The sequence below is a fragment of the Azonexus sp. genome (genome assembly GCF_041909095.1).
In the GTDB taxonomy this organism is placed as follows: Bacteria; Pseudomonadota; Gammaproteobacteria; order Burkholderiales; family Rhodocyclaceae; genus Azonexus.
The window spans coordinates 1-12,491 of sequence record NZ_JAYREB010000012.1 but is presented as its reverse complement, the minus strand read 5'-3'; the positions used below and the strand labels follow the sequence as shown (position 1 = coordinate 12,491).

Below are 12,491 nucleotides of genomic sequence, written 5' to 3'. Positions count from 1 at the left end.
TCTACCGATTTTCCGGAAAACGCCAAGACCTTGACAGCGACAGGCTTTCCGGGTTTGGCATCAAGCCGCGCCGAGGCCGGCGCGGTGGCGCTGGGCGCGGACGATGCCAAGAAAGACGAAAGCACCGAGGTTCATCGTCAGCGCATAGACGACGCTCGGCACCGCCAGCTCCGGGCGCTGGAAGACGGCGAGCGCGACGAAGATGCCGAGACCGGCGTTCTGCAGGCCGCATTCCAGGCTGATGGCGATCGTCTCCCGGCGCCGCAGGCCGCCGGCCCAGGCGAGCAGCGCGCCGCCGAGCATGGTCAGCAGGTTGAGCAGGACGGTGGCGCTGCCGACTTCCGGAAAACCATCGATGATGGTGCTGCGGTGCGAAACGAAGGTGACGACGACGATGGCGACGAAAAAGCCGGTCGCCAGGCGGCCGACGATGCGTTCGCCGCGCTCGCCGATGAGCTTGAAGCGCAGGCGCAGCAGCATGCCGACGACGATGGGCAGCGTGGTGACGACGAGGACGCCGCCGAACAGCTTGCCGAGCGGCATGTCGCCCGGCGTGAACGGCGCGGCATCCACGGCCGCCGTCTGCCAGTCGAGCAGCAGCTTGATCACCAGCGGCAGGCTGAACACCGCGAGCAGGCTGCTACATGCCGAAACGACCAGCGACAGCGCGGTGTTGCCGCGCGCCAGGTGGGTCAGGAAGGCGGAACTGACGCCGCCGGGGCTGGCGGCGATCAGCATCAGGCCGAGCAGCATGGTCGGCGACAGGCCGAGGCCGACGCCCAGCGCGCCGGCCAGCAGCGGCAGCATCAGGATCTGGCCGGCGAGGCCGATGAGCAGCGCCCGCCAATGGACGAAGACGCCACGAAAATCGTCCGCGCGCAGCGCCAGGCCAAGCGAAAACATGATGAAGGCGAGCGCCAGCGGCAGGAACAGGGTGTCGATCATGGTCGGGCGATTATACGGAGACCCCGGCCAGGCCAACAGGCTTACAATACCCCCACAACATGAAAGCCTTACGACAGACCAAGCCACCACGGCGAAACGGGAGAACGATGAAATTCTGGCTGGCGCTGTTCCTTGCCGCCCTGCCCCTGTGCGGGCTGGCGGCAGAGACCCTGACGCTGGGCATCTTCGCCTACCGCCCAAAGACCGTGATGGCCGAGAAATTCGACATGCTCGGCATCTATCTGAGCGGCGCCACCGCCGGCCATGTCGTCCGCGTCGAATACCTGGACCACGCCGAAATGAACGCGGCAATCGCCGCCGGGCGCATCGACCTGGTGTTCACCAATCCGGCCCACTACATCCAGTTGCGCCACAGCAACCGCCTCTCCGGCGCCATGGCCACCCTGCAGACACTGGAGAGCGACCAGGCCACCGCCCAGCTCGGCGGCGTCATCGTCACCCGGGCCGACAGCAACATCCGCAGCCTGCAGGACGTCCGTGGCGCCCGGCTGGCAACGCCCGGCGCCGGCGCCATGTTCCTTGGCGGTTACCAGACGCAGGCTTACGAACTGCACCTGGCCGGCGTCGAGTTGCCCGATGACGCGGAAGTGATCGAGGTCGGCAGTCACGACCGGGTGATCCGCGCCGTACTGGCCGGCGAAGCCGACGTCGGCTTCGTCCGTACCGGCATCCTGGAAAGTCTGACCCACGAGGGAAAACTCCAGCCCGGCACGCTGCGCGTCATCAACCGCCAGCAGTTCGCCGGTTTCCCCTTTGCCACTTCGACCCGGCTCTATCCCGAGTGGGCGCTCGCCGCGCTACCCAAGGTGCCGGAAGACACCGTCAAGCGCATCAACCGGGCGCTGCTCCTGATCACGCCGGACATGGCGGTGGCACAGGCGATGGGCATTCACGGCTTCACCATCCCCGGCGATTACCAGAACATCGACCAGCTGACCCGCGCCCTGCGCCTGCCGCCGTACGAGGAGGCCGATTTCCGCATGCGCGACGTCTGGCAGCGCTACCGCTGGCAGATTCTGATCGGCGTTCTCGGCCTGCTGACCATTTCGACGCTGACCGCACGCCTCTGGCACATGCGGCGGCGCCAGGCGCGCGAGGCCGAACGCCTGCGCGCGATCACCGACACCATTGCCGACGGCATCTACGTGCTCGACCGCGGCGGCCGGGTGACGATGGTCAACCCGGCGTTCACCGAACTCCTCGGCTATTCGACCAAGGACGTGATCGGCGCCATCGGTCACGACCTTTTCCACGACCACGGCAGCAATCCGCTGCCGCTGGCGCAGTGCCCACTGTTCGAGGCAGTACGTAACGGCCACGCCTTCCATGGCGAAGTGCAGTTCCGCCATCGCAACGGCAGCCTGCTCGACATCGAGATCGCCGCCCGGCCAATCCGCGACCCGATCGGCCAGGCCACCGGCGGTTCGGTCAGCGCCTTCCGCGACATCAGCCAACGCAAGCGCACGCAGGCGGAACTGCACCGCCACCGTGACCACCTCGAAGCCCTGGTCGAGGAACGCACCGCCGCCCTCATCCAGGCCAAGGAAAACGCCGAACAGGCGAGCCGCGCCAAGAGCACCTTCCTCGCCAACATGAGCCACGAACTACGCACGCCGATGAACGCGATCATGGGCATGACCAGCGTCATCCTGCGCCAGAGCGGCGACCGCCAGTTGCGCGAGCAACTGGGCAAGATTGAAGGCGCGTCGAAACACCTGCTGCACGTCATCAACGACATCCTCGACATCTCCCGGATCGAAGCCGAGCGGATGAAGCTCGAGGAAACCGATTTCCGGCTCGGCAGCGTGCTCGAGAACCTGCACAGCCTGACCGCCCAACGCGCCGCCGAAAAAGGACTGACCTTACGCGTCGAGGTCGACGCCGCCAGCAAGGCGCTGTCGCTGATCGGCGATCCGCTGCGCCTGGGTCAGGTCCTGCTCAACCTGACCGGCAACGCGATCAAATTCACCGACCATGGTCAGGTCACCGTGCGCTGCCAGACCGGCAAGGTTGTCGACGGCAAGGTCAGCCTGCGCTGCGAAGTCGCGGACAGCGGTATCGGCATCAGCCCGGAAACGCAGCGACGGCTATTCACCGCCTTCGAGCAGGCCGACAACTCGATGACCCGAAAGTACGGCGGCAGCGGTCTCGGCCTGGCCATCAGCAAGCGCCTGGTGCACCTGATGGGCGGCGAAATCGGCGTCGACAGCGTCGCCGGCCAGGGCAGCACCTTCTGGTTCACCGCCTGCCTGCGCCACGACGACAACGCCCAGGTGACCGACACCCCTGCCTGTCCAGCCGAGCAGCAGATCATCCGCGAGTTCCTGGCCAGCCGCATCCTGCTCGTCGAAGACGAGCCGATCAATCGCGAAGTGGCGCTCGGCCTGCTCGAGGATTGCGGCCTCTGCGTCGACACCGCGGAAGACGGTGCCGAAGCGCTGGCACTGGCGCAGCGCGAAACCTATGCGCTGATCCTGATGGACATGCAGATGCCGACGCTGAACGGCATCGAAGCGACACGCGCCATCCGCGCCGAATCGCACAACCGCGCCACGCCGATCATCGCCATGACCGCCAACGCCTTCGCCGAAGATCGTCAGCGCTGCCTGGACGCCGGCATGAACGACCATCTCGGCAAACCGGTGGCGCCGGAACGGCTGTTCGACACCCTGCTCAAATGGCTGCGCCAGACCCGGCCGGCGCATTGAGCCGGTACGACCATCGTACAATTCACCGGGAATCATGAAATACAGATAATTGAGGGATGTTGAACACCCTCATTATCCTTCCCCTGGTTTTCATCGGCAGCGCCCTGATGCTGCTCTACCTGCTTGGCTGGATCTGGCCCGGACCCGAGCATTAGGGGGTGTTCGCGGCAGGCGGCGCCGGCAATCCGTTGCTGGTGCGCTGGCGGCAATGCGGTAACATCCGCGCAATAACTCAGCCAGGAGGGGAATCCGTGCCAGCCAGCCGAAATCGGGACGAAAAAAAAGCCAGCCTGAAAAGGGCCGGCATTGCGATTACTGATTCCATCGTCAATCGTTTGCTGGCGGAGAGGGAGGGATTCGAACCCTCGGTACCTTGCAGTACGCCTGATTTCGAGTCAGGTACAATCGACCACTCTGCCACCTCTCCGCAGCGGCCGGCATAATAACACAAGTTATGGCGCGGATTAACAATCTTGTCGCATTTCTCGCCATCCTGACGCTCGCCGCCTGCGATCGGGGCTGGCCGGTACCGCTGCCCTACCCGACACCAGGCAAGCAGAATCTCGTGGTGCTGACCCGTCCGGGACCGCTGACCTACCAGGTCGACGAATCGGGCAGCATCAGCGGTCTCGAATACGATTTGGTCAAGGCTTTCGCCGAGGAACTCGGCGTTCCGGTGAAATTCCACGTGCTGGCGCCGGGCGAAATCAGCCGCCAGCTGCGCAACGGCTCCTATCACATCGCTGCCGCCTGGCTGTCGCCGGGGATCAATCCCGAGATGCAGACCGGCCCGCCCCTGTTCAGAACCCACGACATCCTCGCCCAGCACGAAGCCTCGCTACCCCTGACCTCGCTCGAGCAACTCTCCGGGAAAACCGTCCATGCACTGGCCGGAACCCGCCAGGCGGCAACGATCCGGCAACTGATGGGGAAGATTCCCGGCCTGCAACTGGTTGAAGTCGGTCACGGCGACGTCATCGACCTGCTCGAAGCACTTGGCGAACAAAAAATCAGCTACGTGGCGATGGACAGCGAATTTGCCGACGTCGCCAACCAGTATGTCCCCAGCCTGCGCGCCACCCTGCCGCTGAGCGGCGACGCCGCCATCGCCTGGTGGCTAGGGCCGGTGCCCGATCCCGAATTGAAAGTACGGATCGAAGCTTTCATCGAAAAAATCCGTAGCGACGGCACCCTGGCTCGCCTAGAGGAGCGCTATTTCGGTCATGTCCGCCGGCTGCAGCAGGACGACATCGAGAAATTCCTCGCCCACATCAAGACCACGCTGCCCAAGCTGAGCAAACACTTCCACGACGCCGAACGGCAGACCGGCATCGACTGGCGACTGATAGCCGCGCTGGCCTGGCAGGAATCGCACTGGGACCCGTTTGCCACCAGCTACACCAATGTCCGCGGCCTGATGATGCTGACCGAGGAAACCGCCGACCGGCTCGGCGTCAGCAACCGCCTCGACCCGCGCGAAAGCATCCTGGCCGGCGCCCGCTACCTGAACCTGATCCGCAACGGCCTGCCGCACGACATGCCGGAACCGGACCGCACCTGGCTGGCGATCGCCGGCTACAACATCGGCCCTGGCCATCTCAACGCGGCACGGACCATCGGCAAGCAGTTGAACGCCGATCCCGGCGCCTGGTACGACATGAAGCGTATCCTGCCGCTGCTGGCCAAGCCGCAATATTACAAACGCCTGATCTCCGGCCGGGCGCGCGGCGGCGAAGCGGTGATCATGGTCGAGAACATCCGCAGCTATTACGACATCCTGGTCCGCAACGCGCCGCCGCTGACCACCGCCATCCCGCCGATGGAAGGCAAGATCGGCATCAGCGGCAGCAGCGGCGAAGCGCCGGGAATCAAGCTCAGACGCTGAACCGGCGCCGAGATAGTCAGCGCGCCGGGGTCAGGCTTTCGAGACCGCCCATGTAGGGACGCAGCACGGCCGGGATGGTGACGCTGCCATCGGCGTTCTGGTTATTCTCAAGGATGGCGACCAGGGTGCGGCCGACGGCGAGGCCGGAGCCGTTCAGGGTGTGGCAGATTTCCGGCTTGTTCTTGTCGTTGCGGAAGCGCGCCTGCATGCGGCGGCCCTGGAAGGCGCCGAAGTTGGAGCAGGAGGAAATTTCGCGGTAGGTATCCTGCGCCGGCAGCCAGACTTCGAGGTCGTAGGTCTTGGCGGCGGAGAAGCCCATGTCGCCCGAACACAGCACCATGCGGCGGTAAGGCAGTTCCAGCTTTTCGAGGATGGTTTCGGCGTGACGGGTCAGTTCCTCGTGCGCTTCAGCCGACTTTTCCGGATGGACGATCTGGACCAATTCGACCTTGTCGAACTGGTGCTGGCGGATCATGCCGCGCACGTCGCGCCCGCCTGACCCAGCTTCGGAACGGAAGCACGGCGTGTGGCAGACAAACTTGAGCGGCAGCGCCTCGGCGGCAAGGATTTCGTCGCGGACGATGTTGGTCACCGGCACTTCAGCCGTCGGAATCAGGTAGAGCGGGTCCTGTTCGCCGCGCAGCACCTTGAACAGGTCTTCCTCGAACTTGGGCAACTGGCCGGTGCCGTACAGGCTGGCGGCGTTCACCAGGTAGGGCGCGTACAGTTCGGTGTAGCCGTGCTCGGCGGTGTGCGTGTCGAGCATGAACTGGGCGAGCGCGCGGTGCAGGCGGGCCAGCCCGCCTTTCAGCAGCGAGAAGCGGGCGCCGGAAATCTTGGCGGCGGTGGCGAAATCGAGCTGGCCAATGGCCTCGCCAACATCGGTGTGGTCCTTGACCGGAAAATCGAAGACGCGCGGCGTGCCCCAGCGCTTGATCTCGACGTTGGCGGTTTCGTCGGCGCCGACCGGCACCGATTCGTCGGGGATGTTGGGCAGCGCAGCGAGGATCGCGTTGAACTCGCCGAGCAGTTCGGTCAGGCGCGCTTCGGACGCCTTCAGCTCGTCGCCCAGGGCGCCGACCTGGGCCATCACCTCGGAGGCATCCTTGCCCTGTCCCTTCAACATGCCGATCTGCTTGGACAGGCTGTTGCGTTGCGCCTGCAGGTCCTGGGTGCGCGTCTGCAGCGTCTTGCGCTCGGCTTCCAGCGCCGAGAAGGCAGTGAAGTCGATGGGTTTGCCGCGCTTGGCCAGGCCAGCGGCGACGGCGTCGAGGTTGGAACGGAGTTGTTGGATGTCGAGCATGATATTTTCCTGGATGGGGCCGGGTGGCAGCGGATTCCCGGGGACTCCGCCAGCGCCAGATCAGCCGGCGATTATACGCGACACGTCAACGCCCCGAATCCGCCTGACCCGGTTATCATTACGTCTCCCCGATAAATATTCAAAACGCATGATCCGTCATTTCACCCCAACCCTGCTTTCCGTCAGTCTTGCCGCCGTCTGCATCGCCTCCGCTTCCGCCTCTACCCCCCCTGCCAAGCCCGCCCCGACCAGCGCCAGCGTCACCGATGCCTGGTGCGACGATCTCGGCGCCCGCCTGCATAGCGTCGACGCCGAACACTGCCGCAAACAAGCCTTTGTCGCCGATAGCGAACGCACCGCTGGCGGCCGTCCCCTGGTCTGGCGCGACATCATGGCAGTCAGCAAGCACCCGGACAAGGCGCCGCGCGTACTGGTCGTCGGCGGCATCCACGGCGACGAACTGACCGCCGTTTCCATCGTTTTCCGCTGGCTCGAATGGGTCGGCGAGGACGCCGGCAAGAAATACCACTGGCGGATGATCCCGGCGTCCAACCCGGACGGCCTGCTGATCCGCCCATCGACCCGCGTCAACAGCAAGGGCGTCGATCTCAACCGCAACTTCCCGACCCCGGACTGGGACAGCGACGCCAAGAAATACTGGATCGAACGCACCGGCCGCGACCCGCGGCGCTTTCCCGGCGAATCCGGCGGCTCGGAAATCGAGACGCGCTGGCTGGAAAAGCAGATCGCCGACTACAAGCCGGACGTCATCATCAGCATCCACGCCCCGTACAACCTGCTCGACTACGACGGCCCGGCGCCGCAGCCGCTGCGCTTCGGCCGCCTGGCGCTCAACCGCCTCGGCGTCTATCCCGGTTCGATGGGCAATTACGGCGGCCTGCACAAGAACGTGCCGGTGGTCACCATCGAACTGCCGAACGCGACGATGATGCCGTCGCCGCGCGATCAGCGGGCGATGTGGGTGGACATGCTGAAATGGATGGACCACAACATCAAGGCCGGCAACGGCAGCGCCAAGGAAAGCGCCAAGCGCCCGGAAAAATACGGCGAGCCCGTATTCAAGGGCAACATCGATCACAAGAAGATCGACTGAACCCTACTTCTTGCCCGCCTTGCGATCCAGGTCGCGCAGGTGGGCAAGCTTTTCGCCGATCTTGCCTTCCAGCCCGCGCGGCGTCGGCGCGTACCAGCCGGGTTCCGGCATGCCGTCCGGCAGGTAGCTCTCGCCGGCGGCGTAGGCTTCCGGCTCGTCGTGCGCGTAGCGGTAGGCCTTGCCGTAGCCGAGTTCCTTCATCAGCCTGGTCGGCGCGTTCCTGAGATGCAGCGGCACCGGCCTTGAACCATCCTTGGCAACGAAGGCACGCGCCGCGTTGTAGGCGTTGTAGCCGGCGTTCGACTTGGCCGCCACCGCCAGGTAAGTCACCGCCTGCGCCAGCGCCAGTTCGCCTTCCGGCGAACCGAGGCGCTCGTAGGTTTCGGCCGCGTCGTTGGCAATCTGCATGGCGCGCGGATCGGCCAGGCCGATGTCTTCCCAGGCCATGCGGATGATGCGCCGGGCGAGATAGCGCGGGTCGGCGCCGCCGTCGAGCATGCGGCAGAACCAGTAGAGCGCGCCGTCCGGGCTGGAGCCGCGCACCGACTTGTGCAGCGCCGAAATCTGGTCGTAAAAGGCGTCGCCGCCCTTGTCGAAACGACGCAGGTTCTGCGCCATGGTCGCTTCGATGAAAGCGCCGTCGACCGCCGCAACACCCGCCGCCCGCGCTGCCGTGCGCACCTGTTCGAGCAGGTTGAGCAGGCGCCGCGCATCGCCATCGGCCAGGCCGATCAGGCGCGTCTTCGCTTCCTCGTCAAAACCCAGGTCGGCCAGCGCCCGCGCCTGGGCGCGGTCGAACAATTGCCCCATCTCGGCTTCGTCGAGCGACTTCAGCACATACACCGAAGCCCGCGACAACAGCGCCGAATTGACCTCGAAGGACGGGTTTTCGGTGGTGGCGCCGATGAAAGTGAACAGCCCGCTTTCGACAAACGGCAAAAAGCCGTCCTGCTGCGACTTGTTGAAACGGTGGATCTCATCGACGAAGAGGATGGTCCGCTTGCCCTGCGCCTTCCACAGCTCGGCCTGCGCCACCGCCTCGCGCACTTCCTTGATCCCGGAAAACACCGCCGACAACGCGATGAACTCGCACTGGAACTGCGTCGCCATCATCCGCGCCAACGTCGTCTTGCCGACCCCGGGCGGACCCCACAGGATCATCGAATGCGGCAGGCCGGACGCAAACGCCAGGCGCAGCGGCTTGCCCGGCCCGAGCAGATGCTGCTGACCGATCACCTCATCCGGCGTCTGCGGGCGCAACTGTTCGGCGAGTGGCGCGGAACGGTCGACTTCGTTGGTGGAAAACAAATCGCTCAAGCGGATAGCCCTCGTAACGTTCAGGCCACCGGCCCGACGATATCCAGTTTGGGGAAATAACTGCGGTAGCGACGCACGTCGCGCGTCAGCAAGCACATGCCGCGCACCAGCGCATGCGCGCCGATATAGAAGTCCGGCATCGGCGACGTCTTCACACCGGCCGCCAGCCGATAGACACGAAAAGCCTGGCCGGCGAGAAAAGCCGCATCCCACGGCAGAGGTTCGCGCAGCAAGGGCAAACCGGCCAATGCCGCTTCCAGATCGGCCGCACGTTCATAACGCGCCGCCAGTTCGGCCAGGATCAGCGGGTTGATCACCAGCGGGCCAACGGCTGCCTGGTGTTCCAACTGGTCGAGCGACCACCCGGCCCATTGCGCATCGTCGGCCAGTACGTCGATCAGCACGCAGCTATCGACCAGCGTTGCCGGCGCGCGCAGCGAATATCCCGCCACCGCCTCGTTGACCGCCAGATCGCCCATACCCTCAACCACGCAGGAAATTCATGAACTCATCGGTGCTCATGCCCTTGAACTGCGCCGCATTGGCCGAACCGCGCACACGCGCAAATGCCGCGCGCACCCCACCGACAGCTGCCGGCACCGGGCGGATAACCACTTCACCGTTGTCACGCAATTCAAACTCGACCTCGCCATGCGGCAACAAGCCTGCCTTCTCGCGAATGTCCTGCGGGATTGTCACCTGACCTTTGCTCGTGATCCTCATCAGTTACTCCAAAATTCTTACTCTTACCAAAGAGTATTACCGAACCCAGCCGCTGTAAAGCCAACGTCGTCCCGCCACCTTCTCTCAAGCGATCAACCCCAGGCGCACGAAAACACTTCATCCAGCGCGGCGACGATGGCCTCGCCCTCGCCAGCCAGCGAAGCGACACAAGGCCCCAGCACATCGAGCGGCACGGAAACGATCTCCAGTGGATTCAGGATCACCTTGCGCCCCTCGACGAAAAACTCCGGCGTCACTCGCGACGCCGGCAAACTCACCTGCTGCTGCGCCACATCGCTGGCCACCAGCGGCACCACGACCCGGCGTCGACGCTCGTCGAAGACCGCCGACTGCACGACCACGACAAAGGGAATCAGCGCCGCGTGCCGCCCGGCGTTGCGATGCACGTCGAACTGGCTCATAGCGTCGAATGCTCGTCGGCAAACGAACCGTTCAGCGCCTCCAGGCGGTTCCACGCCTCGGCCACCGCCGCATAATGCTGGCGCTGCTCATCGCGGCGCAGTCGCTCGCGCTCGACGAACTCGGCCAGCAAGGCATCGACCGTGGCCGACAGATTGGCGGTGTACTGCCGCGCCCGCTCGACGTTGCCCTCATTGAGCAACAAATTGACCGGGCGCTTGGCCGGCGAGGTTTGGGGCAGCGGTTTCATCAGGCAATCTCCTCTGCGCATGGTATGCGCAGCAAACAAATAAATCCACTCAGCGCACCGCATCCAGTGGCGACACCACGCCCCGCCCGCCCCGGTTGAGCACATGCGTATAGATCATCGTCGTCGACACATCCGAGTGGCCCAGCAGTTCCTGCACGGTACGGATGTCGTAGCCCGACTCCAGCAAGTGGGTGGCAAAGGAATGGCGCAAGGTATGCGGCGTCGCCGGCTTGGCAAGACCAGCCTCGCGGACGGCCTGCTTCATCGCACGCTGGAATGCCTGGTCAAGGAGATGATGGCGCCGAACCTCGCCAGTGCGCGGATCTTCCGACAACCCGGCGGCCGGAAACACATACTGCCACCCCCACTCACGCCCGGCCCCCGGATACTTCCGCGACAGGGCATAAGGCAGGAAAACCGGCGCCACAGCATCAGCCAGATCGCGCTCATGCAGTTCGCGAACCCGCAGCAAATGCGCCTGAAGCGGTTCAATGGAGGAGGCAGGAAGCATGGTGACCCGATCCTTGAAGCCCTTGCCATCACGAATGAGGATTTCCCGACGCGAAAACTCGATGTCCTTCACCCGGAGACGCAAGCACTCCATGATGCGCATGCCCGTGCCGTACAACAAGCCACCGATCAAACGATGCGTTCCGATCAAACGACTCAGGACGGCATGCACCTCATCCCTGGTCAGCACCACGGGCAAACGTTTCGGCGCCTTGGCGCGCTCGACGTTATCCAGCCACGGAAGATCGATTTCAAGAACTTCGCGATATAGGAACAGCAAGGCGCTTTTGGCCTGATTCTGCGTCGACGCCGCCACCTTTCCCGCCACCGCAAGATGCGTCAGAAACGCCGCCACCTCAACAGCGCCCATCCCATCAGGATGGCGCTTGCCATGATGCAGAATAAATCGTTTAATCCAGTCGGTATAAGCCTCTTCGGTGCGCAAACTGTAGTGCTTCAAGCGAATTTTCTCGCGCACGCGGTCAAGCAACCTGGGGGCCGTAGTGCCAAGAGGCTTCTGCAACGAAGGATTCGAGGTGTTCATACAACGCCCCCCTAAAATCTGCCAAGTCACTGAAACAACATGATACTGTTTTTTTATACAGCCTACATGACGGATAGTTTCCCGTCAATTAGGTTCCACACTTAACGTTAAGCCACAACAAAAATTCACCATGAATATCGCCACTAGAGAAGCTCGCAATACAGACATCCCCGCAATCGCGGAACTATTCGATCTTTATCGCCAGTTTTATAAACAGCGACCAAACTTATCGTTGGCTCAACGGTTCATCACTGATCGTTTGTCAAATGGGGAGTCTGTGATTCTCGTCGCCGATTCAGCCTCGTCTGGCTTGGTTGGTTTTTGTCAGCTCTATCCAACTTTTTGTTCTGTCGAAGCACAACCTATTTACGCACTCTACGACCTATTCGTATTGCCATCCGCTCGAAGGTCTGGTGTTGGTCGCATGCTCCTGCTTGCTGCCGAAGCGAAGGCAGCGAAAGAGGGTAAAACACGCATGGACCTAACCACTGCACGGACAAACAATACTGCCCAGTCTCTTTACGAGGCCCTCGGCTGGGTACGTGACGATATATTTTTCGCATACAACCGCCATTTGGCTTAAACATGAGCACGGCAACCCACAATGCGCTAGCTAATGGCGGCCTAACGATTAAGGTTAGATCGTGATCGCGAAGCGAGCCGCGATCTGAACCGGTTGTTGAACAAGCCCGGCTCGGTTTCTCTGGAAACAGCTTTTTGTGGTCAGCCCGGAAACCGGGCTGAAGGTCCG

At 63.4% G+C, this 12,491-nt stretch carries 12 protein-coding genes and 1 tRNA gene; 4 read left to right on the top strand and 9 right to left on the bottom strand.

The window, feature by feature from the left end; all coding sequences use genetic code 11:
- Window positions 1–60: 60 nt before the first annotated feature.
- Window positions 61–945 (bottom strand): bile acid:sodium symporter family protein, encoded by an 885-nt coding sequence (locus ACE3OV_RS16805; protein ID WP_374328644.1) that lies wholly within the window; start codon window positions 943–945, stop codon window positions 61–63.
- Window positions 946–1,052: 107 nt separating this feature from the next.
- Here ACE3OV_RS16805 and ACE3OV_RS16800 point away from each other — a divergent pair, with 107 nt between their 5' ends.
- Window positions 1,053–3,674, top strand: coding sequence for a PhnD/SsuA/transferrin family substrate-binding protein (locus tag ACE3OV_RS16800; RefSeq protein ID WP_374328642.1), 2,622 nt, complete (start codon window positions 1,053–1,055; stop codon window positions 3,672–3,674).
- 339 nt (window positions 3,675–4,013) lie between these two features.
- Here ACE3OV_RS16800 and ACE3OV_RS16795 read toward each other — a convergent pair.
- Window positions 4,014–4,101, bottom strand: a tRNA-Ser gene (locus ACE3OV_RS16795).
- 27 nt (window positions 4,102–4,128) lie between these two features.
- On the opposite strand from ACE3OV_RS16795, the gene mltF reads away from it, so the two are divergent.
- On the top strand, window positions 4,129–5,559 hold the full coding sequence (mltF, locus tag ACE3OV_RS16790) for a membrane-bound lytic murein transglycosylase MltF (protein ID WP_374328641.1): 1,431 nt from the start codon (window positions 4,129–4,131) through the stop codon (window positions 5,557–5,559).
- Window positions 5,560–5,575: 16 nt separating this feature from the next.
- On the opposite strand, the gene serS is transcribed toward mltF, so the two are convergent.
- Complete coding sequence (gene serS / locus ACE3OV_RS16785) at window positions 5,576–6,862, bottom strand: serine--tRNA ligase (protein ID WP_374328640.1); 1,287 nt, start codon at window positions 6,860–6,862, stop codon at window positions 5,576–5,578.
- Window positions 6,863–7,010: 148 nt separating this feature from the next.
- Here serS and ACE3OV_RS16780 point away from each other — a divergent pair, with 148 nt between their 5' ends.
- Complete coding sequence (locus tag ACE3OV_RS16780) at window positions 7,011–7,976, top strand: M14 family zinc carboxypeptidase (RefSeq protein ID WP_374328639.1); 966 nt, start codon at window positions 7,011–7,013, stop codon at window positions 7,974–7,976.
- 3 nt (window positions 7,977–7,979) lie between these two features.
- Here ACE3OV_RS16780 and ACE3OV_RS16775 read toward each other — a convergent pair whose 3' ends face one another.
- The 6 genes from ACE3OV_RS16775 to ACE3OV_RS16750 form a co-directional block, all read right to left on the bottom strand.
- Window positions 7,980–9,293 carry a replication-associated recombination protein A gene (locus tag ACE3OV_RS16775; protein ID WP_374328638.1) on the bottom strand — a complete coding sequence of 438 codons (1,314 nt, stop codon included), beginning with the start codon at window positions 9,291–9,293 and terminating at the stop codon, window positions 7,980–7,982.
- A gap of 20 nt (window positions 9,294–9,313) precedes the next feature.
- Window positions 9,314–9,784, bottom strand: coding sequence for a type II toxin-antitoxin system VapC family toxin (locus tag ACE3OV_RS16770; protein ID WP_374328637.1), 471 nt, complete (start codon window positions 9,782–9,784; stop codon window positions 9,314–9,316).
- On the bottom strand, window positions 9,777–10,016 hold the full coding sequence (locus ACE3OV_RS16765) for an AbrB/MazE/SpoVT family DNA-binding domain-containing protein (protein ID WP_374328636.1): 240 nt from the start codon (window positions 10,014–10,016) through the stop codon (window positions 9,777–9,779). Before ACE3OV_RS16765 ends, ACE3OV_RS16770 begins: the two co-directional genes overlap by 8 nt.
- Before the next feature lie 92 nt (window positions 10,017–10,108).
- Window positions 10,109–10,438 (bottom strand): CcdB family protein, encoded by a 330-nt coding sequence (locus ACE3OV_RS16760; protein WP_374328635.1) that lies wholly within the window; start codon window positions 10,436–10,438, stop codon window positions 10,109–10,111.
- Window positions 10,435–10,686, bottom strand: a complete 252-nt coding sequence (locus ACE3OV_RS16755) for a type II toxin-antitoxin system CcdA family antitoxin (RefSeq protein ID WP_374328634.1) — start codon at window positions 10,684–10,686, stop codon at window positions 10,435–10,437. The genes ACE3OV_RS16760 and ACE3OV_RS16755 overlap by 4 nt, the downstream gene beginning before the upstream one ends.
- A 49-nt stretch (window positions 10,687–10,735) precedes the next feature.
- On the bottom strand, window positions 10,736–11,740 hold the full coding sequence (locus ACE3OV_RS16750) for an integron integrase (RefSeq protein WP_374328633.1): 1,005 nt from the start codon (window positions 11,738–11,740) through the stop codon (window positions 10,736–10,738).
- A 130-nt stretch (window positions 11,741–11,870) separates the two neighbouring features.
- Between ACE3OV_RS16750 and ACE3OV_RS16745 the strand changes: the two genes are divergently transcribed.
- Window positions 11,871–12,323, top strand: coding sequence for an N-acetyltransferase family protein (locus ACE3OV_RS16745; RefSeq protein WP_374328632.1), 453 nt, complete (start codon window positions 11,871–11,873; stop codon window positions 12,321–12,323).
- The last annotated feature ends 168 nt before the right edge of the window (window positions 12,324–12,491 follow it).